The 19,668-nt window shown below is 70.1% G+C and carries 21 protein-coding genes and 1 pseudogene; 11 read left to right on the top strand and 11 right to left on the bottom strand.

The window, feature by feature from the left end; all coding sequences use genetic code 11:
• Positions 1-102: 102 nt before the first annotated feature.
• A pseudogene (locus ACODT5_RS39085) lies at positions 103-995 on the bottom strand (tyrosine-type recombinase/integrase); the annotation flags it as partial.
• Between the two features lie 530 nt (positions 996-1,525).
• Here ACODT5_RS39085 and ACODT5_RS39080 point away from each other — a divergent pair.
• The 5 genes from ACODT5_RS39080 to ACODT5_RS39060 are packed head-to-tail and all read left to right on the top strand — an operon-like array spanning position 1,526 to position 5,750.
• The gene (locus tag ACODT5_RS39080) at positions 1,526-2,341 is read left to right on the top strand and encodes an ABC transporter ATP-binding protein (RefSeq protein ID WP_422523749.1); all 816 of its coding nucleotides are present in this window, start codon (positions 1,526-1,528) and stop codon (positions 2,339-2,341) included.
• The gene (locus ACODT5_RS39075; RefSeq protein ID WP_422523748.1) at positions 2,338-3,186 is read left to right on the top strand and encodes an ABC transporter permease; all 849 of its coding nucleotides are present in this window, start codon (positions 2,338-2,340) and stop codon (positions 3,184-3,186) included. The genes ACODT5_RS39080 and ACODT5_RS39075 overlap by 4 nt, the downstream gene beginning before the upstream one ends.
• 11 nt (positions 3,187-3,197) lie before the next feature.
• Positions 3,198-4,178, top strand: a complete 981-nt coding sequence (locus ACODT5_RS39070) for an LLM class flavin-dependent oxidoreductase (RefSeq protein ID WP_422523747.1) — start codon at positions 3,198-3,200, stop codon at positions 4,176-4,178.
• On the top strand, positions 4,171-4,806 hold the full coding sequence (locus ACODT5_RS39065) for a flavoprotein (RefSeq protein ID WP_422523746.1): 636 nt from the start codon (positions 4,171-4,173) through the stop codon (positions 4,804-4,806). Before ACODT5_RS39070 ends, ACODT5_RS39065 begins: the two co-directional genes overlap by 8 nt.
• Positions 4,803-5,750, top strand: a complete 948-nt coding sequence (locus ACODT5_RS39060; protein ID WP_422523745.1) for a hypothetical protein — start codon at positions 4,803-4,805, stop codon at positions 5,748-5,750. The genes ACODT5_RS39065 and ACODT5_RS39060 overlap by 4 nt, the downstream gene beginning before the upstream one ends.
• A gap of 112 nt (positions 5,751-5,862) precedes the next feature.
• Here ACODT5_RS39060 and ACODT5_RS39055 read toward each other — a convergent pair whose 3' ends face one another.
• The 3 genes from ACODT5_RS39055 to ACODT5_RS39045 all read right to left on the bottom strand — a co-directional run bounded on the left by ACODT5_RS39055 (position 5,863) and on the right by ACODT5_RS39045 (position 9,640).
• Entirely contained in the window at positions 5,863-6,246 is a 384-nt protein-coding gene (locus ACODT5_RS39055; RefSeq protein ID WP_422523744.1) for a helix-turn-helix domain-containing protein, read from the bottom strand.
• Positions 6,247-6,901: 655 nt separating this feature from the next.
• Positions 6,902-8,323 (bottom strand): M16 family metallopeptidase, encoded by a 1,422-nt coding sequence (locus ACODT5_RS39050; RefSeq protein WP_422523743.1) that lies wholly within the window; start codon positions 8,321-8,323, stop codon positions 6,902-6,904.
• A 3-nt stretch (positions 8,324-8,326) separates the two neighbouring features.
• Entirely contained in the window at positions 8,327-9,640 is a 1,314-nt protein-coding gene (locus ACODT5_RS39045) for a M16 family metallopeptidase (protein WP_422523742.1), read from the bottom strand.
• Between the two features lie 193 nt (positions 9,641-9,833).
• On the opposite strand from ACODT5_RS39045, the gene lxmK reads away from it, so the two are divergent.
• The 5 genes from lxmK (at position 9,834) to ACODT5_RS39020 (ending at position 13,252) form a co-directional block, all read left to right on the top strand.
• Complete coding sequence (gene lxmK, locus ACODT5_RS39040) at positions 9,834-10,970, top strand: class V lanthionine synthetase subunit LxmK (protein WP_422523741.1); 1,137 nt, start codon at positions 9,834-9,836, stop codon at positions 10,968-10,970.
• A complete protein-coding gene (locus tag ACODT5_RS39035) occupies positions 10,967-11,947 on the top strand; it encodes a T3SS effector HopA1 family protein (protein ID WP_422523740.1) in 981 nt (326 codons plus the stop codon). The genes lxmK and ACODT5_RS39035 overlap by 4 nt, the downstream gene beginning before the upstream one ends.
• 18 nt (positions 11,948-11,965) lie before the next feature.
• Positions 11,966-12,310 carry a helix-turn-helix domain-containing protein gene (locus ACODT5_RS39030; RefSeq protein ID WP_422523739.1) on the top strand — a complete coding sequence of 115 codons (345 nt, stop codon included), beginning with the start codon at positions 11,966-11,968 and terminating at the stop codon, positions 12,308-12,310.
• Between the two features lie 275 nt (positions 12,311-12,585).
• Complete coding sequence (locus ACODT5_RS39025) at positions 12,586-12,777, top strand: LxmA leader domain family RiPP (RefSeq protein ID WP_422523738.1); 192 nt, start codon at positions 12,586-12,588, stop codon at positions 12,775-12,777.
• 274 nt (positions 12,778-13,051) lie between these two features.
• Positions 13,052-13,252 (top strand): LxmA leader domain family RiPP, encoded by a 201-nt coding sequence (locus ACODT5_RS39020; protein ID WP_422523737.1) that lies wholly within the window; start codon positions 13,052-13,054, stop codon positions 13,250-13,252.
• Between the two features lie 72 nt (positions 13,253-13,324).
• On the opposite strand, the gene ACODT5_RS39015 is transcribed toward ACODT5_RS39020, so the two are convergent.
• The 3 genes from ACODT5_RS39015 to ACODT5_RS39005 all read right to left on the bottom strand — a co-directional run bounded on the left by ACODT5_RS39015 (position 13,325) and on the right by ACODT5_RS39005 (position 14,639).
• Positions 13,325-13,678 (bottom strand): transcriptional regulator, encoded by a 354-nt coding sequence (locus ACODT5_RS39015; protein ID WP_422523736.1) that lies wholly within the window; start codon positions 13,676-13,678, stop codon positions 13,325-13,327.
• Complete coding sequence (locus ACODT5_RS39010; RefSeq protein ID WP_422523735.1) at positions 13,675-14,142, bottom strand: hypothetical protein; 468 nt, start codon at positions 14,140-14,142, stop codon at positions 13,675-13,677. Before ACODT5_RS39010 ends, ACODT5_RS39015 begins: the two co-directional genes overlap by 4 nt.
• Before the next feature lie 176 nt (positions 14,143-14,318).
• Complete coding sequence (locus ACODT5_RS39005; RefSeq protein ID WP_422523734.1) at positions 14,319-14,639, bottom strand: hypothetical protein; 321 nt, start codon at positions 14,637-14,639, stop codon at positions 14,319-14,321.
• Between the two features lie 524 nt (positions 14,640-15,163).
• On the opposite strand from ACODT5_RS39005, the gene ACODT5_RS39000 reads away from it, so the two are divergent.
• Complete coding sequence (locus tag ACODT5_RS39000) at positions 15,164-16,936, top strand: ABC transporter ATP-binding protein (protein ID WP_422523733.1); 1,773 nt, start codon at positions 15,164-15,166, stop codon at positions 16,934-16,936.
• Positions 16,937-17,325: 389 nt separating this feature from the next.
• Here the strand turns inward: ACODT5_RS39000 and ACODT5_RS38995 are convergent, their stop codons facing one another.
• The 4 genes from ACODT5_RS38995 to ACODT5_RS38980 all read right to left on the bottom strand — a co-directional run bounded on the left by ACODT5_RS38995 (position 17,326) and on the right by ACODT5_RS38980 (position 19,553).
• The gene (locus ACODT5_RS38995; protein WP_422523732.1) at positions 17,326-17,565 is read right to left on the bottom strand and encodes a hypothetical protein; all 240 of its coding nucleotides are present in this window, start codon (positions 17,563-17,565) and stop codon (positions 17,326-17,328) included.
• Entirely contained in the window at positions 17,562-18,107 is a 546-nt protein-coding gene (locus ACODT5_RS38990) for a hypothetical protein (protein ID WP_422523731.1), read from the bottom strand. The genes ACODT5_RS38995 and ACODT5_RS38990 overlap by 4 nt, the downstream gene beginning before the upstream one ends.
• A complete protein-coding gene (locus ACODT5_RS38985; RefSeq protein WP_422523730.1) occupies positions 18,104-18,844 on the bottom strand; it encodes a helix-turn-helix domain-containing protein in 741 nt (246 codons plus the stop codon). The genes ACODT5_RS38990 and ACODT5_RS38985 overlap by 4 nt, the downstream gene beginning before the upstream one ends.
• A 304-nt stretch (positions 18,845-19,148) precedes the next feature.
• On the bottom strand, positions 19,149-19,553 hold the full coding sequence (locus ACODT5_RS38980; protein ID WP_422523729.1) for a hypothetical protein: 405 nt from the start codon (positions 19,551-19,553) through the stop codon (positions 19,149-19,151).
• Positions 19,554-19,668 lie beyond the last annotated feature (115 nt).

Here is a 19,668-nt window from a genome sequence, read left to right as displayed (position 1 = left end):
CGGTACGGCGGCGCGATGCGTGACCCCGTGCCCCTACCGTGCCCTTCAGGGCGGTGAACAGCGGGCGGCCCGCGATGGGGGCCTACGTCACACGCTGGGGCGTCACCTCCTCCGAGCGGCCCCACCGGGAGCCGGAAGTCGTGGCACCAGCTTGTGGACGGTGGCTGCCGTGGTCCCGCCCTTGTGCCGGTCCGGCTGCGTGCGCCGGCGGCGGACATCGGCGTCGATGTTGTCGGCGAGCGCGCGCTGATGCTCCTTGGGGAGTGCTGGTAGATCAGCTGCGCCCGCTCCGAGGACTGGCCCGCGCGGACCATGAGGTCCTTCAGCTTGGCGCCGGTGTCCGCCGCGAGGGTGTTTCCGGTGTGGCGCAGGTCGTAGAAGCGGAACTCCGCCGACATGCCCATCGCGTCGCGAACCTTGCGCCGCTTGCGGCCGAAGGCGGTGCCGCGCAGGGCAGCGCCCTCCTCTCCCACGAACACCAGGCCCTCGGGTCCGGGCTGGGCGTACCAGTCCAGGTACCGGCGTACGTCGAGGATGACGAAGCCTGGCAGCATGATCTCCCGCTTGCCCGCCCGGGATTTGGGGTCGCCGATCACCCTGCGTCCGGTGTTCAGCTCCGGAGCCGCACGTCGGACGCGCACGGATCCGGTGTCGAGGCCGATGTCGCCACGGCGCAGCTCGGCCAGCTCCTCGGGTCTCATGGAGGCGAAGGCGCCCAGCAGCAGCATCAGTCGCCAGCGGATACCGATGGCCTGGGCGAGCGCGAAGACCTGGGCGATGGTGGCCACGGGCCGCTCGTCCGCGTCCTCGCGTCCCGCACCGCGGATGGAGCAGGGGTTCCGGCGGATCAACTCGTCCTCGACGGCTGTCTGCATGACGGCTTTCAGTAGCCGGTAGGACTTCGCCGTGGTGGTCGCACCGGTCGCCGTACGCCGTTCCGCGCACCAAGTCCGCGCCTTGGCAGGGCTGATGGCGTTGACGTACTGGCCGCCGAAGGCCCAGCGACCGCTGGGCCATCACCCGGTTCACCTCCGGGACAACAGGGCATCCGCCCCAATGACAGGGGCATTCCCCACCCCCGTGTGGTCTATGTGTGCACTGCGGCTTACTCCTTGAGCACACCTTCCGCCTGTTCAAGCAGACCGCCGACCTGCGGACCTGCCGACCTGTGGACCTGTGGACCTGTGGACCTGGCTGATCATCGCCGCCCACACCCGGCGGCGTGCTCCGGGGCGCCCCCGACCGTGCGGGGTGTCCACGCCGGGGCCCAAGCGGCTGCCAAGAAAGCACCGACGTCATTTAGTTGGGAAACCACGTGCCGGAGAATGCGTTTGCCCAGCTCAGAAGCCATATGTGGCGCGTGGGGGAGGACACATGGATGCTGGGCCAACTTCCTCCGGGAGGCCTGGCGAAGATCGTCTGATCGTTAAAGTCCAGCGATATGGCCCTTCCCTCAGCAGCGCCGCCGGTGACGGCGCCATCCCCCGAACCCGTCCCTCCCGCGATCCGTATCCGGAACCTGCGGATGCGCTACGGATCACGCGATGTGCTCCACGGAGTGAACCTGGACGTCCGGCGCGGGGAGGTGCTCGCGCTGCTGGGACCCAACGGGGCCGGCAAGAGCACCACCATCGAGATCCTCGAGGGGTTCCGCCGCCGTTCCAGCGGGGACGTCAGCGTGCTGGGGACCGATCCCGAGCACGCCGACGACGCCTGGCGGGCCCGGCTGGGCATCGTCATGCAGTCCTGGCGCGACCATGCCCGCTGGCGCGTGGGGGAGCTGGTCGAGCACTTCGCGCGGTACTACCCCGACCCCCGCGACCCGGCCGAGCTGCTGGAGACCGTCGGGCTGACCGAACAGGCCGGACAGGAATGCCAGAAACTCTCCGGCGGCCAACGGCGGCGCCTGGACGTGGCGCTGGGCATCATCGGCCGACCCGAACTGCTCTTCCTCGACGAGCCGACCACCGGATTCGACCCGGAGGCGCGCCGCGACTTCCATACCCTGGTGGAACGGCTCACCGCGGTCGAAGGCATGACGGTGCTGCTCACCACCCATGACCTGGCCGAGGCCGAACGCCTGGCCGACAGTATCGCGGTGCTGGTCTCGGGCCGGCTCATCGCCGCGGGGTCCATCGACCAACTGGCCGCGCAGATCCAGGCCGATGCCGAGGTGCGCTGGTCCGAGGCCGGTCAGCGGCGCCAGCAGCACACCAAGGACCCCTCCGCTGTGGTGTGGGACCTCCACGCCCGGCTCGGCGGCCCCATCCCTGACCTGGAGGTGCGCCGGCCCACGCTGGAAGACACCTATCTGGGCATGCTCCACCAGGAGGAAGCGTGATCAGCCGACAGTCCCTGGCCGTTGGGCTGCACCGGGGGACGACCGAACTGCGCCAGACCGCGCGCACCCCTCGCGAGTACCTCGGCCATCTGGGCAACCCGGTGATGTTCCTGCTCACCGCGTCGTTCCAGACCGGGAACATCCCGGGCAGCCCGGTGCCGTCCTCCCGTATGGTGATCGCCGGGAGCGTCGCCGCACTCCTGGTGATGATCGCGATGGTGTGGCTGCCGCAGCAACTGGCCACAGAACGCGAGGACGGCACGCTGCTGCGGCTGCGCGGCGTGCCCGGCGGCATGGCCGCCCACCTGGTGGGCAAGACCGTGATGGTCCTCGCGATCGCCGTGCTGAGCACCGTGCTGCTGCTGGTCGGCGGCGCGCTCACCTCCGGCTCCGGGTTCCCCCAGCGCCTGGACCAGTGGGGCACCCTGCTGTGGGTCATCACCCTGGGCCTGGTCGCGCTGTCCCTGCTGGGTGCGGCGATCGGCGCGGTGCTGCCCAACCCGCGCCAGGCCCTGGCCGGGGTGATGATCCCGATGCTCGGGCTGCTGTTCATCTCGGGGATCTTCTTCCCGGTCACGAGCATGCCGCAGTGGCTGCAGATCACCGGCCAGGTCTTCCCGCTGAAGTGGATCGCCCAGGGCATCCGCTCCGCCCTGCTGCCCGACAGTGCGCTGGTGGCCGAGACCGGCCAGAGCTGGCAGCACTGGCAGACCCTCGGCGTGCTCGGCGCCTGGACGCTGCTCGGGCTGCTGCTCGCCCCGCGGCTGCTGCTGAAGTCCTCCCGCCGGGAGTCCGGCAGCCGCCTGGCGGCCCGCCGTGAACTCGTCGGCCAACGTTCCTACTGAGGGGTGACCCCATGGCCTCCACACACAACACCAGCGTCATGTACCCGATCCAGCCCACCAACACCGGGCAGATCCTTCCCTTCGCCCGGCTGCTGCAACGCCGCGGCGCCGGCCGGCTGTGGCTGGGGCAGTCCCTGCGCCTGGACACCCACCAGCTCTTCGCGACCCTGGCCGGCATGGGCTACCGCATCCCGATGGGCAGCGGCGTCACCCTCGCACCCCTGCGCCACCCCTACGACGCCGCCGTGCAGGCCCGCTCGGTGGCCGCTCTCACCGGTGCCCCGTACGTGGCCGGCATCGGCCCGGCCGCCCCGGAGTTCCAGGACTCCCTGCTGCCCGAGCCCTACGCCAAGCCCCTCACCGCGATGCGGGAGTACATGACCTCCATGCGCGAGCTGCTCGACGGCCAGCTCGCCCGCCGCGATGGCGAGTACCACTCCATCGACGCCCAGCTCATCGCCCTGGACGCCCCGCCGGTCGAACTCGGCCTGGGGGTGCTGCGGCCGCGGATGGCCGCCATGGCCGGCGCGGTCGCCGACGTGGCCGTGACCTGGATGACCCCGGCCGACTACATCGCCGACACCCTGGTGCCCGCCCTGGCCGAGGGCGCCGCCGAAGTGGACCGCACGCCGCCGCGGGTGGCCACCGTGGTCCATGTCGCCGTCGCCCGCCCCGGCCGCGACATCCGCCTGGCCGCCCGCCGTGGCGCCGGCGCCCACCTCAGCGCCGCCCACTACACCGACATGCTGCGCCGCGCCGGCGTCCCGGCCTACGCGCACGACCCGGACGCGGGCGCGGACGCCCTGGTCGAGGCCGGAGTGTTCGTCGCCGGAACGCCCGACGAGATCGCCGCCGAACTCCACCGCTACCGCAAGAGCGGCGTCGACGAAGTCGTGCTCAATCCCGCCGGCGTGATGCATATCGAAGGGCTGGGCGCCGTCATGACCGACCTCCAGGACATCTTCGCCGCCCTGGACCGCCTCCATGGCTGAGACCGCCGCACCCCCGGCCGAGGCACCGGCTCCGCCCTTCGGCGCGGGCAAGGTGCTCTTCGTGGGCACCGGCTCCATCGGGGTGATGTTCATGCCGATGTGGCTCAACTGGCTGCGCACCGCCTATCCGGACACCGAAGTGCGCACCATGCTCACCCGGTCCGCGCAGCGGTTCGTCACCCGCGACGCGCTGACCGCGTTCGCGGGCGGGACGGTCCTGCAGGACGTCTGGCCGGACGAGCCGGAAGAAGGCGCCACCCACGTCGAGCTCGCCCAGTGGCCGGACGCGATCGTCATCCACCCGGCGACCTTCCACTTCGTCAGCCGCCTGGCCCTGGGCGTCGCCGACACCCCGCTGCTGCTGGCCCTGCAGTGCACCCAGGCGCCCATCGCCCTCGCCCCCGCGCTGCCGCCCGGCGGCGCGGAATCGTTCGCCTACCGCCAGCACGTCGCGGCACTGGCGGCGCGCCCCAATGTGACCGTGGTGCCCCCGCAGCCGGGTTACAGCGTGACGACCGGCCGCCCGGGCGCCACCGTCGCCACCCCCCTGCCCGCGATCATCCCCGCCCTGGAACGGCTCCGGGCCCGGCTGGCCGCCGTCCCCTCCCCCAACACGGAGCAGCAATGACGCCGACGACCGCGCCGGCGGTGGAGGAGTTCGCCACCGGCTTCCTGCGCACCGCCATCCACGCCGACGGCCCGGAGTTTGTGTGGATCCGCCGCCCGGGCGCCGACCGCCCCACCCCGCTGGGCGCGCCGAGCGCGCCGGTCCGTGCCGCGCTCAGCGCGCTGCGCCCGGACGGGCTACGGCTGGCGCTCCCGGAGGCGGTGGGTGACGCTCTGCATTACCAACTGCCGGGCCCGGTCCCGGTGGCCACGCTTTGCGTGGGCCGCGACCCGCGCCAGCGCCCCGACCTGGTGGCCGGGGCGCTGGCCGGGACGGGTGCGGCGCTGCGCTTGCTGCACACCGCGGTCCCGGCGTCTTTGGCGACCGCCGGGCCGCCGGGCCCGGCCCGGCTGGCCACGTGGATGCGCGACGGGCACGGGCCGCGGGCCGCGACGGGCTTCCACTCCATCGTCCGCCGCCAGTTCGGCACGGCCCGGTGGAACCGGGTGCAGGGCTGGTGCCAGGCCCTGGCCACCGACCTGGCCGGTGACGTCTTCCTGCACGGCGCCCCCAGCCTGGGCTCGGTCATCGTGGGCCACGCGCCGGACGGCGGCTGCCTGCTGGCCGGCGAGGATACCGCCCGCGGGCCGGCCGACTTCGATGTCGGCTGGCTGCTGGGGGAGTTCGTCGAATGGCGGATGGCCCTGCTGCGCCGGACGCCGGGCGTGGACCTGGATCCGGGCGACTTCCACGCCGCTCTGGCCGCCCTGGCCCGGGGGTACGACGTGCCGGCCGATCCGGTGGTGGCCGGGCGGGCGGCGGTCTTGCGGGTGTTCACCCATGCCCATGACTTCGCCGCGTACATGGGCTGGCATCCCGAGCTGCTCGAGTACGCGGTGAAGGTCGCGGAGCTGATCGACGACGAGGGTGCGCAGGCCCGGCCCGAGGCGCTGGCGCGGGTGTAGAGGAGTGCCGGACATGCCGGTGCCCCGGGCAGCGATCGCTGCCCGGGGCACCGGGGTCATCCGCGGATCATGTCGCGCTCAGCTGCACCGGCCCGATGGCCGGGCGCGTGATTCATCTTCCAGCGCGTGTAGGTACGCCGAGGGATTCCCAGGATCTCGCAGTACCTCGAGACATTGATCCTGGCATCCTCTCGGATGGCCTCGAGGTCTGAAAAGGGACCGTTCGGTACTCGCCCGACTTCCGCCGCACCCGCAGCTGGACGTATGCCTCGCCCAGTGCGGTCTTCAGTTCCGTGATTTCGGAAAGGAGATCGCGTTCACGCTGGGCGTTCCGTGACGTTCCGCCTTCGAGGCCGGTGCGTCCGCCCTCGAGGAACTGACGTTTCCAATTGCCTACGGACTGTTCGGATACGCTGGCACGGCGGGCGGCCTCGGCGATCGTCTGAGTGCCTGACAGCACCCCGAGGACAATATTCAGTTTATCGGCAGCTGGCATTACCGGAGGGCGTGACATCGCCTCTCGTCTCCAATTCATAACGCGCGGGACGCATGCATGGACCTACGTCCCGCAGCAGATCTGGCGGGGCGCCGGGCGGAGCGGAGGTCATCTCGTTCCGCCGGGCGCATCCCGCGTGAGCTGCAGCTCCTGCGAGTCCAGGTCCAAGCCAAACGGACTGAAAACCCAGCTCAAACAGTCCTGAGGCGGTTCACGAACATTCGCGGGAACCGGAATGCCGGCGGCGGACAGCGTCCGGGCAGGCGGGTGCGGCTCTGTTTTTTGGTGGCTCCACTTTGTTTCCCCCTCGGAAAGGCGGGTCAGGCCTTTCTCGTGAACTCGCGTCGGTCGTGCCGGTTTCCGGCAGCGGTAAGGCGTCCCACCCGGACTGCGAAAAGCTTTCCGCGCCCGCAGTGAATGACTTCCAACAACAAGATCATATCTCTGGCGCATTACGCGGGGCAACAAACTTGGGCCATATTTGAGGTTGCATGTTCCGGACATATCGCATCATAGGGGATGTGATGTTTCCGTCTCCGGAGTCCGCCGTCGAGGGGTTCGGATGAGGCCGGGGCCGGACGGGATCCGCCTGTGGGCGGCAAGCACGTGGGCGCTCATCACCTACGTCGAAGAACACGCTTGACCTCACGGCCGGTCAGGGCTGCGTCGCGGAGTCCGCGAGCTCGACTCCGCCGACCGCGCGCAGCCCGGAGGCCAAACGGTCCGCGTCCCCGACGATGACGCCGGCGAACGCCTCGGGAGCGAAGAAGTCCCGGGCCACTTGGGCGACCTGGCCGCGGGTGACGCTCCGCAGCAGTTCGGGAAAGGCCGTCACCCGCTCCGGTTCGTGCCCCAGGCACACCGCGGTGGCCACGCTGGAGGCGAACCCGGCCTGGGACGCCAGGGTGAGCATCGCCATGCCGACGGTGTACTCGCGCGCCGCGTCGACCTCCGCCGCCGACGGCGGCTCAGTTGCCAGGCGCCCCAGTTCGGCCCGGATTTCCTGGTAGGCCTGGACCGTTGCCTGCGTGGCGGTGTCCGCGTCGACCGTGAGCACCAGCTGGTCCAGGTGGTCCTCGAACCCCGCCTCCGCGCGGTAGGCCAGCCCCTTCTCCTCCCGGATGTTGGTCACCAGCCGGGAGGAGAAATAGCCGCCGAACACCAACGTGGCCAAGCTCAGGGCCGGGAAGCGGTCATCGGTGCGCGCGACCGCCGGGCGCACCAGCTTGATCTGGGACTGGACCGCGTCGGCCCGTGGCACCAGTGTGACCCGCCCACCGCGCAGCGGCGACAGCATGAGGGGCGGCACCGCCGGCCCGGTGTCGCTCCAGGACGCGGTGGCCGCGGCCACCAGCGCCACTGCGCGGTCCGGATCGAGGTCGCCCACCAGCACCAGCACCGTGCCGCGCGGGCGCAGTCGCTCCTGGTGCAGGGACCGGACCGAGTCGGCGGTGACGGCGGCGACCGGCGCGGGAAAGGGCACCTCCTGCAGGCCGGGCAGCGTGCCGTAGCAGTGCGTCACCAAGGCTTCTTGTGCGACCACTGGTGGCTGCGCGCGGATCATCGCGATCTGCCGCACCATCCGCTCGCGCACCGGTGTGATCTTCGCTTCGTCCGTGCCCGGGTGGGTGACCGCGTCGGCCAGCGCGTCCACCAGGGTGTCCAGCGCGCGGCCGGGTGCGGACCCCGACACCTGCAGCCACTGCGAGGAGCGGTGGGCGGCCAGGGTGACGCCGTGCCGGGCCATCGCGGCCTCCCGGCCCCCGTTCCCGCCGCGCCCGCCCCGGAACAGGACGGTGGCCAGGACTTCGGCGGTGGCCGCGTGCGCGAAGGTGGCGCCGGCGAAGGGCACCGACATCCGCAGCTCGACCATCGGGATGGACGGCTGGCGGGCGGCGATCACCCGCAGGCCGTTGGGCAGCACGGTGTCGGCCAGCGCCGGAAGGCGGTGGCCGCGGCGGGCCTCCAGCGGCGGCAGCGGGCGCGGCCCGGCCGCGGTGCGGCCGATCTGCGCTGCGCTGCGGTGGGCGCGGGCGGGTTCCCCCGTGGGGGAGGGCACCAAGGAGGTGACGGTCACGGATCAGCTTCCTGACAGGCTCGGCGGGCGGGCGGGCAACGCGGCGGGGTGCAGGCTCAGCACGGCGCGGGCGTCCGGCCGCAGTGACGCGGCGGCATGCGCCAGGTCCTGCGCGCTCACGCGGGCGAGCCGGCCGGGCAGTTCGTCCACGAGTTCGGCCTTGCCGAAGAGCACCTCCTGGGCCCCCAGCGCGCGGGTGCGGGCCAGCAACATGTCGTACTTGCGGTGCATGCCCACGCTGCTGAGCGCCGTGGCCCGCGCCAGCTCCGCCTCTGTGGGGCCGTCCGCTGCCAGTGCCGCCAGTTCGTGGTCCACCACCTCCAGCAGTTGGTCGGTCGCGGTCTCTTGCGGATGCGTGGCCACGCACAGGAACGTTTCAGGGTCCCGGGCCTCCAGCGCGCCGAACAGTCCGCAGCCTGTGCTCACATCGGTCACCAGCGGGGCGGCGCCGTGGATCAGCCGGCGCCGGAGCCGGGAGGACTCGCCGGAGCCGGTGAGCACCACGCACAGCACCATGTGTGCCAGGTAGGCGTCCAGGTCGATGCGCGGGTCCGGCATGCGGTAGCCGATCGCGGTGGCCGGCATCGGCGCATGCGGGTCGGCATGGTCGCCGCGCAGTTCGCGGTCCGGCGCCGGCTCACTCAGGTCCACCGGCGCCGGAAGGACCCGCGCCGGGACGTCGTGGAAGTGCCGGTGGACCAGCTCGGCGGTCCGGCCCGGGGCTATGTCGCCCGCGATGGTCAATACCGCATTGCCCGGTGCGTAGTGGGTGTCGAAGAACGCGGCGCATTCCTCGACCGTGGACTGCCCCAGGTCGGTGAAATCCCCGTATCCGTTGTGCGCATTGGGATAGGTCTGGAAGAGCAGGCCGGGCAGCACGGTCCACGGGAAGCCGCCATAGGGTTTGTTCAGCACATTGAGGCGGATCTCCTCCTTGACCACGTTCACCTGGGTGCGCAGGTTCTCGTCGGTCAGTTTCGGTGCGCGCATCCGGTCGGCTTCGAGGAACAAAATGCGTTCCAGTGCCGCGGACGGAACCACCTGGTAGAAATCCGTGTAGTCCTGGTGCGTCGATCCATTGGCGGTGCCGCCGGCCGCCTGCACATGCCCGAAGTGCTCGAGGCGGTCCACGCTCTCGCTGCCCTGGAACATCAAATGCTCGAAGAGGTGGGCGAAGCCGCTACGTCCCTGGGGCTCGGACCGGAACCCGACGTCGTAGTGCACGCTGACGCCGACCGCCGGAACACCGGAAATCGGATACAGGACGACCCGCAGGCCATTGGGCAGCGTGAAACGGTGCAGGTTCGCAAGCGACATACCGGGTACCTTAGGGGATCGCGGTGGCGGCAAGAAGGCCCCAGAAAACGCGTTACTTTGGCCCAACAAGCCCGCCTCATAGCGCTGCTGACCCCGTGTCTCCCCGGCTCGGCAGCCCGCCCCCACCTAACAATGCCGCGATAGTGAGCCATCGGTTGTCGGCGCTGACGAACGATCCCTACGCTCCGTGATCGTGATTACAGATCAAGAATCGAAGTCCCTCCCGACCCGCGTCCGCTTCGACCCGGTCGGCCTGGACAAGGCCCCCGAAGTCGAGGCGTTCCTCGGCCGGCTCGGACTGGGCAGCTTCGACGCGGACACCGTCGTCGCCCACATCGGCCGCAACGACAACTGGGCCGGCACCACCACCACCGGCGCCAAGGTCTTCGTCAAGCGGGTCGGCGGCGGCGACCCGGCCGACGTCCTGCGGCGCTTCCACCGCATCATGGCCTTCGAAACGATCGCGTCACGCCTGAGCGGCAGCGAACTGCAGGGCCCCGAACTGCTCGGCTCCGACGAGGAACACCGCCTGGTGGCCTTCACGCGTCTGGAGGACGCCCAGTCCGGCTTCGAACTGTCGGCCGACGACGCCTTCGACGACGCTCTGTGCCGCCGGAGCGGCCGCATCCTGGGCCTCCTGCACACTCTGCCGGTCGAGCCCGGCATCCTGGACAATGACCCCCACCCGTCCCCGTCGATGGACCACTTCGACGCCTTGGCGCTGCCCGTCTTCATCCACTCGGCCTTCGCCGAGATCGAATCGTGGTCCCTGCTCCAGCCGGACGCCGAACTGACCGCCGCCCTGCACGAGCTGCGCCGCCGCGAAGCGGCCGCGCCCCAGGTGCCCGCGCACTGCGACATCCGCCTGGACCAGTACCTGCTGGCCGACCGCGACCTCTACCTGACCGACTGGGAGGAGTTCCGCTTCGGCGACGCCGCCCGCGACATCGGCGGATTCGTCGGCGAATGGCTCTACCGGGTGATCCAGGGCATCCCCAAATCCATCAGCGAGGACCCCGACTACGCCTTCGGCCGCGAAGCCACCCACGACGACATCCTCGCCCACGGTGCCCGCGAGATCGACCGCCTGCGCCCGCGCATCGAGGCCTTCTGGGCCGGGTACCGCGAAACGCGCCCCACCGTCGAGGACGGCTTCACCATCCGCGTCGCGGCCTTCGTCGGCTGGCACATGATCGACCGCATGCTCGCCGGCGCCAAATTCGGCACCCGGCTGTCGGCCAGCGACCGCGCGGCCTCCGGCATCGGACGCACCGTCCTGCTGGCCCCGCAGAACTTCACCTCCGTCCTCGGTCTGGAAGGCACCTCATGACCACCGCCCTTGGCCTCATCGCCCCCGAGCTCTCGGCCGCCCTGGCCCGGACCGAGGTCGCCGACGGCGGCCTGACCGCCGTCGTCGGCGACCAAGACCTGGACGCCAAGACCCCCGGCGCCCTCGCCAAACAGCTCGGCGGCGTCTTTTACCAGGACCTGCACGCCGGCATGGAGGACCAGGACGACACCACCCGGCAGCGCAGCCTGCGCGACGACGCCTTCGACCAGCAGCTCTTCGCCGCGATGCCGCACCGCACCACCCTCGTCCCGGCTACCGTGCTCGGCGACGGCCCCACCCCGGACAGCGTGATCGTCAACCTCGACGGCCTGCGCGTCCACGTCCCCCGCGACAGCATCACCGATCGCCGCCCGGACGCCGCCTCCGCGCAGGTGACCTTGCGCATCCCGGCCCCGCGTCCCTCCTTGTCGACGGGCTTCTTCCTCACCGACGGCTCCCGCGGACGCGTCACCGGCTCCCCGATGCTGCGCCTGTACTTCCACCTGACCCACGCCGCGGCGGCCCCCGAGGCCTGGGGCACGGTGCTGTCGCAGCTGGAGGCGCTGCAGCTGAGGTACCGGGCCAAGGTCACCTCGTCGCTGAAGCATTTCCCGCGCCGCGACGCGCTGGTGGTGTACCTCGGCTCGGACGCCTGGCACGCGGCCGCCGACATCGCCGCGTCCGTCCAGGGCCTGCCCGGCCTGGGCACCACCACCTCCCCATTCGTCCGCCGGATCGCCGACGGGGTGGGGGCCGCGTGGGAGCCGGACGACCCGCGGCCGGGCAAGCGCAACCTGAGCTTCGGCGAACACCGCTGCCAGGTGCTGGCCGAGGCCCTGGTGGGACACGCCGTGCGGGCCGACGGCGGCTCCCGCGAGGCCGTCGTAGCCGAGGCGTACCTCAATGCCGGCGCGGACCCGCTGATGCCGGCCCGGAACCTGAACTCTCCCGTCCTGCCAGGAATCGGCCTGGCCTGACCCCTGGTCGGTGAGCCGATGGAAACCAGCACATCCCCCGCACCCCCCGTGCCCCCGGCGCTGTCGGCCGAGGACAAGGCCAGACTCGTCCTGCGCGTGCTGTCGGGCCACGAAACCGTCGCCGAAGTCGCCGGGCGGTACACCCACCTGTCCGAACAGTGCCTTCAGGGCTGGCGGGAGGCGTTCCTCGAAGGCGGGCTGCACGGACTGCAAGGGACCGCAGCCCACCGGCCGCCGGCGCGCGAGAGCCAGCTCGAGGCCGAGGCGGCCGAGCTGAAAACCGCGTTGGGCGAGGTCTGCCTCGAACTGAACGTCTGGCAGGCCATCAGGGCCCACCTGCGGCGCAGTCCCGAGCCCCGGTGACCGCCGCCCGCGCACCCCAGGCAGGAAGCCTCCACCCCTCCCGGTGGGGCTTCCTGCATTTTCCGGGGGTAATTTCCTCGGCTCCCGCCGTCCCCATCTTTGAAGGAGCAAGGTGGTGAGCCAATTCCTGTGGAATGGGCGATGAACGTGCAGGTCGCGCGGGCGGAGACAAAGTGTCCAGTAATTTTTTCGTAGCGCTCACGCCGATGGATGCGGTCGAATAGGTGCAGAGCGGGAAAGGCCCCGCTTCGCACCTCACTCAGTGAAGGAACGTCATGAACACTGCAGACCAGCTCCTCGCCGGCTACACCGCCTACACCAACGCCGAGGACTTCGGCGCCAGTGCGGACGCTCAGGCCCCGGCGGCGACGCCCACCATCACGACTGTCTCCTCCCCTGAGTGCATCTACTTCTCCCTCGGTATGTCCGCGGGCGGCATCGCCAGCACCAAGGCGTGGGGCTGCTGACCCGTCGCCACGGATTGACCCAGTGGGTGTCCGCCCAAAAAGGCGGACACCCACTTTTTCGTTATCCGCAACCGGGAGAGAACGGCGTCCCAAACTTTCCCGCCCAGATATGTGCGCAACGAGGTTGGGGTCCGCGGGAAAAAGTGCAGGTCACGGCGGCGGGATTGCCAAATATCGATAAGATTTCCGTGGTCGCGGAGCCAGGAATGTGGTCGAATTGATCTCGGGCAGGAAAGATCCCGCCCTTCCTGTTGGATTTCAGTGAAGGAATCTCATGAACACTGCGGACCAGCTCCTCGCCGGATACACCGCCTACACCAACGCCGAGGAGTTCGGCGCCGGCGTCTCGGCTGACGCCCCGGCCATCACCCCGACCATCCTCAGCTTCATCGGTGGCTCCAGCGGCGGCTGCGGCGCGGCTGTCAGCGCCATCTCCGGCGCCGGCGTCTCCGCCACGGCGCACTGGGGCTGCTGAACCGCCTACCTGCTTGCAGGTAGCACCTCACCGCTGGGCGCCTGTCCCCCTTCCAGGCGCCCAGCGGTATCTCTATGTCCGCTCCCCGTCCGCGCCGCCGTCGGCCGGCGCGCCGGCTCCGGCCCGGCGGGCGGCTCCGGCCAGTGCCTCCAGCGCGGCCAGGTGCGCGGCGAGCGCGGTGCGGCCGGTCAAGGTGAGCGCCACCCAGGTGCGCGGCCGCTTGCCGAAATAGCCCTTGCGGACGCTGACGTAGCCGGCCTTCTCCAGGGCGGCGACCGTCTTGCTCATCACCGAATCGGTGATCCCGCAGTAGTCGCGCACTGTGCCGAACTCGGCCTCCGCACAGCTGGACAGGAACGCGGCCACCGTCAGCCGGGTCGGGTGGTGGATTTCCTTGTCCAGGCCGGGCAGGTCCGCGTCGGTCACGACGCCTCCCGGGCACGCGTGCGCCGGCGGCCGGCCTGCACCCAGGACGCCGCGCCGGCCACCACGCCGAACCCGACGAACCATCCGGCCGTGCCGTAGAAGACCGCCGCCAGGAGGCCCGCGGCGAAGGGGATCAAGGGCAGGCCCCACGTGCGCCACGAGGCCCCCCGCTCGCGCCTGGCGAACCACGGGGCGACCCCGGAGGTGTGCAGCATCATCCAGGTCACCACGAGGAAGCCGACCGAGCACACCAGCGCGGCCGCCAGGAACCCGCCCTGCCACTGGGGCCACACCCGCGCCAGGCCGAAGCCGCTGATACCGGCGGCGAGCAGCAGGCCGTGGGTGGCGGGGTACCAGCCCGGCACCGCCCGCGGTTGCCGGGCCGCGCTCTCGGCGGCCCGCGCGCTGCGCAGCGCCGCCGCGGCGGACTCGGCGCTCGGCTGCATCGCTCCTGAGGTGTTCATGGGTTCTCCGGCTTCCGTACGAACGAGGGACGCGTATAGATGCCAGACTGGCATGTACTTTCCAGACTGGCAAGTACATTCCGGCAGGCGTCGGGATGCGCAAGAGCCCCACTGGGGCCAGGACCGGGACCGGGACCGGGACTCGGTGGGGCTCTCGCCAACAGCGCAGACGAAGGTCACGCACCCTGGGCGAGCTTCGCCTCCCGCGCCAGCTCAGTGGCGGCCGTCAGGCTCAGCCCCGGCAGCTCCTGGCGCAGGGCCCGTATCGCCGCCACCTCGTGGCTGACCGGGTCCACACCGTCGCGCTCCAAGATTCCCCGGGCCCACCGCACCCGCGGTTCCCCGCCCCGCTCGGCCAGCCCGTCCAAGATCTGCGCGGCCCGCCGCAGCCCGGCAACCTCGTCACCGGGGGCACCCGACAATGCCCGGCGCAGCGCATCCCGTGCGTCATCGAGATCGCTGAGCGCAATCAGGTGCACTTCCTTCTTGCTGAACATGTCCGTTCCTTCTCTCTCTCGCCGACCGTCCGCAATCGCCATCCGGCAAAAGGGCCGGATGACTGATCTCCCGGTCACGCTACAGGCCGCCCCAGGCACCCTCTCCGCCACCCGGAAGCATCCCGCCCGCGATACCAAACCTTGCCGCCCCCGAAGCTGCGCCAAACTATTGACGCCCCGGCGTATTGCCGCAGATCGTCCCGGCAGGCCAAGGATAGGAGTTACTTTGCCGCACACACGTGTGGTGGACTGGCTCAGGCTCAAGCGCGGGACAATGCAAACGGCCATTGTCATGGAGAGGCAGAGGAATTCGTGAATTACGAGAAGGACCCACGGCCGCGCACACTCCCGTCCTGGAAGGAGGGTCTCACACTGGCTGCCGCCGTCGTTATCGGCATAGCGTCCCTAGCCGTGAAAGCGCGCCTCCCGGTGACCTTGGGACTCCGCCATAGGTCCGCTATCTCGGACCGCAGGACACTGCACCGCTGAATACGATGTCTTCTCACACGAGGTGGAACAAGCGAATGTCCGTCGCCCGCAATAAACCTGCGCCCGGCCTGCGGCTGGGCGCCGACCTCATCAGCAGCGCCCGCCTCCAGCTGGCCATCGCAGCCCTGCTGGCGCTGATATCCACCGCCGCGACCCTGGCCGTGCCCCTGATGGTCAGGGACCTCGTGGAAGCCCTGTCCGGAACCGGCGGACTCATCTGGCCGGTCATCTTGATGACCGCCGTCGCTCTCGTCGGCGCCCTCACCGCCACCGTCTCGGGCTACCTGCTCGCCCGCATCGGCGAAAAGATGATCCTGCGCCTGCGCTCGCGCGTCATGGACCACACCATGCGCCTCCCGCTGCGCGAAGTGCGCACCCAGGGCCCGGGCAACCTCGTCGCCCGCGTTACCTCCGACGCCATGATGCTCCGCTCCGTCATCGACGTCGGGGCGATCCAGCTGCCCCTGTCCACCATCACCGTGGTGGCCACCCTGGTCGTCATGAGCATCCTGGACTGGGTCCTGGTGCTCATCACCGTGGGATCCTTCGCGCTGGCCGGCGCCGTCATCGGCCTGGTCATCGTCCGCGTACGCCGCAGCATCGATGCCCAGCAGACCGCCCTGGGCGAGCTCGCCCAGCGCTTCACCGCCACCCTGGCCTCCCTGCCCACCATCAAGGCCTACCGCGCCGAGGACCGCGCCACCGAGGCCCTGACCCAAGACGCCTCCGATCTGACCGACTCCACCCTCCACAGCGCCCGCCTGCAGTCCCTCATCGGCCCCGTCATGGGCCTGGGACAGCAGATCGCGCTGGTCAGCATCATCCTCGGCGGCGGCGCCCGCATGGCCTCCGGCGACCTGGCCATGCCGGACTTCATCGCCTTCCTCCTCTTCCTGCTCCAACTCGTCGCCCCGGTAGCCGTCGTCGCCTCCAGCATCAGTCAGCTCCAGGCCGGCCTCGCCGCCCGCTCACGCTTCGACGAGCTGCTCTCCCTGCCCCAGGAAGCCGCCGGCACGGCCACCACCAGCCCCGTCCCCGTCCAGGGCGCCCCCGGCGTCGAGTTCACCGGCGTGGCCTTCGCCTACGACGACGAGCCCATCCTGGGAAATCTGACTTTCGCCGCCCCCCGCCGCGGCCTGACCGCCCTCGTCGGGCACTCCGGCGCCGGAAAGTCCACCGTGCTGACCCTGATCGAACGCTTCATGCACCCCGACCAGGGCACGATCCGCGTGCTGGGCCACGACGTGCACGACTGGCCGCTGGACGACCTGCGCCGCCGCGTTGCCTACGTCGACCAGACCTTCACCCTGCTCGAGGGCACCGTCCGCGACAACCTGCTGCTGGGCAGCGACACCCCCCTCGATGACCCCGCCCTCCTGGGCGCCCTCGACGCGGTGGCGCTGCGGGACGAGGTCCTGCGGCTCCCCGACGGCCTGGACACCGTCCTCGGGCGCGCCACCGACCTCTCCGGCGGACAGCGCCAACGCCTGGCCCTGGCCCGCGTACTGCTCACCGACGCCGACGTGGTCCTGCTGGACGAACCCACCTCCCAGCTGGACAGCATCAACGAACAGCGCCTGCGCGATCTGGTCACCCAGCTCGCCCAGAACCGGGCCGTGGTGGTCGTGGCACACCGGCTGTCCACCGTCCAGCACGCCGACCACGTCCTCATCATGGAGTCCGGCCACGCACTGGATGCCGGAACGCACCAGGAACTACTGGCACGCTGCCCGCAGTACCAAGACCTCGTCCGCAACCAGCAGTGGTCGGCGGACGCGCACGACGTCCTGCAGGACGTCCTCGCCTAACGGCGTGGTGTACGCGAGAGCGGCGACGGCCGGGCCGTGACGTGACGTGAAGAGAGCCGTACGGGTTTGTTGTTGTACGGTCCCGACCGGTCCAGAGACGCGTGCCACAACGTGCCAGTGGCCGCGGTAAACGCCGGTCGCTCAGGGGCCGGACGAGTCGCCCACAGAGGCCGCACAGTTGCGCGTTTTCGCAGGTCAGGCGCGGTACACACGTTCAAGTGCCGGGTGATTCCCAAGCTTGTAGCGCGGGTTCGATTCCCGTCATCCGCTCCACAGCAAAGCCCCAGGTCAGCAACCTGGGGCTTTCGCGTTGCCCAGCCCTGTTCAGGAGTCCCGCACCACTTGTGCACCATCTTGACGGCGACGAGGTCGCGGGCCTTCGGCCGTTCTCACGTCATTGCAGGCGGAGACAAGAACGCGTACATGGCCTGACCGTCCGCCCGGGCGTCCTCGTCGGCCAGTTGACGCCAAGCTGCATGCTGCGGATCGTTCAAGGCCTTCGCGAACGCGAGCTTCTTACGGTCGCCCTTGTCGAGTTGATCTCTGAGTTGCAGCGGATTGGCGGGCAACGAGAGCAAGAACGCCAGATCGCGGTAGTGGCGCTCCGGTGAAGCGGTCTTGATGCTCACCGCCGCAGCCTCCGCCACGATCGCCCCCCAACAGGCTGGGGGCATCGGATCCGGCCGTTCCGCGGCCCCAGTTGCACACTCACAGCCTCGGTTCTCCGCGCAGCCTGCCGGCCGCCCGGCACCTCCAGCGTGCGGCCGGGTGGCGTCGTTGTGAGGTCTGCACGGGGGCCGAGGTTGGCAGGCGCCAGCAGATCCACCACCAACCGCTGCGGCTCCACACCGCGCTGATAGCGGTGCAACAGGTTGCCCTGCGGCGACATGCCGGCGGGGGAGAATCCGAGCCGTTCCAGCGCCGCGACCAAACGGCGCAAGCTCTGCTGGTCCGACTGCACGTCAGCCAGGACATCCAGGTCGGCGCTCGCCGCCGGTGGGGTCCGACCGTGCTCCAGGCCGTGGAGGAGCACCATCTGCCCACCGATCAGCGACCAGGCATTCGGCACCTGCTCCGAAAGGTCGAACAACACGCCCCACAACTCCACCAGCGGACCGGTGAACAGGCCCGACTCCAGTCGTACGCCGGGCAGATCAGCCGCCGTGATCACACCTTCCGAGGCTGCGCGTAGCGAGTCAGCAGGGACTCGAGCAACCCAGATGCGGCAGCGTCGGCTCGGCTCTCATGGCGGTCCAGCAAGTCGGCCGCCACCACGGAGGCGGGGACGTCATGGCCCTGCCCTGGGGCTTCAGACCTTGAGGTCAAGAACGGCCACATCTCCGACGGGGGGATTCGGACCGAGACATTGCCCCGCTCTTCATCACGGACCATGCCGAACGCGGCTTCCAGCTTTTCGACCCGGTCGGGATGTACGTAGATCTCCGCACGGCCGAGGGAGATGTAGTCCGCCCCTGCCCGCGCCGCAGCACTCGCTCCCCCCCGCACCACATCCTGAGCGGCGAGCAGAACTGGCAGTACGCCTGAATGAACGCGGTACGAGCGAACCTCGGCACGGGCGGCCAGGAGCTCCCGGACCAGAGCTGGAGACAGTTGCCCGTGGGCAAGGAGGTTCCGCAACCGCGTCCTCACCCGGGACTTCTCTGCATCGGACAGGCCCACCGGCTGATGGCCGTCCAGCACCGCCAGAACGCCCCATGCATTGCGCGCCGACAGCGGTCTTCGCGAACGACGGCCCCGGTCCTTGCGATCCCGGACGCTATCCCCGGCGACCAGCCAACGGCCACCGACCCGCTGCCCTTGCAGCTTTTTGTCATGCAGCAACTGACGGACGCGCGAATCATCCACCCCGAGCAGGGCCGCAGCCGCTTTCACCGACAGCAGTTCCATGACCATCCCCTTGCGCCTCCTCTCACAGATTCGGGAGAGAACACGCAAGCAGTCTTCCACCCAGACCCCCTTGCGTCAAGCCTCACGTTTCCAGGAGGCAAGGCGCAACCATCGCGGCAGGGACGTGCCGCACGACCCGGGCCAACGGACGCATTCCCCATCCGTGCCCTTCGGAGCGGCGAACAGCGGTCAATACAGGTACGGGCGGACCCTCGCGGCAGCTCCCCTGGCAGGGCGTTTCCGCAGGTCAAATGCCCTACCGATGCCCCGCACGTCAGCCGAGCAGGTCTGGAGCGTGCGGCGGCTACGACCGGGTGCCGGTGCGCTCCGACAAGCGGGTGGACAGGACCTGGCCCAGCACCAACACACTCAGGCCGAACATCAGGATGCCCAGGGGTACATGGAGCGACGGCATGTGCGCGATGCCGAGCACCACCTGCACCGAAGCGAGTACGAGGAAGCCGGACGCGTACAGGATGGGGCGGGGTGACCCGCCGCCCGGCCGCCACGCCAGGATCGCGGCGAGCACGTACAGCATCGACGCCCCGTACATCACCTTCGATCCGGCGTCGTGCAGTACATGGCCGTGGGACGAGGACAGCAGCATTCCGGCGGTGACCGCCTGGAAGAAGAGGGCCAACGTCTGCAGGGCTATCGCGACCTGCGGGAACGTGACTCTGCCCCGTACTGCCGTCGTCTGTGTGGCCATGACGCGGTCCCCTCTTCTGCCTCGCGGCGGTGGATCAGTAGTGTCTCGGTGGTCCGACGACGCAGCTCCTCGAAATGTGAGGCGAAGCGCCGGCCTCACACTCCGGTGCGGTGTT

The sequence above is a fragment of the Streptomyces tatrensis genome (genome assembly GCF_049310065.1).
In the GTDB taxonomy this organism is placed as follows: domain Bacteria; phylum Actinomycetota; class Actinomycetes; order Streptomycetales; family Streptomycetaceae; genus Streptomyces.
The sequence above is the reverse complement of the archived record's forward strand: the minus strand, read 5'-3'. Positions and strand labels throughout refer to the sequence as shown.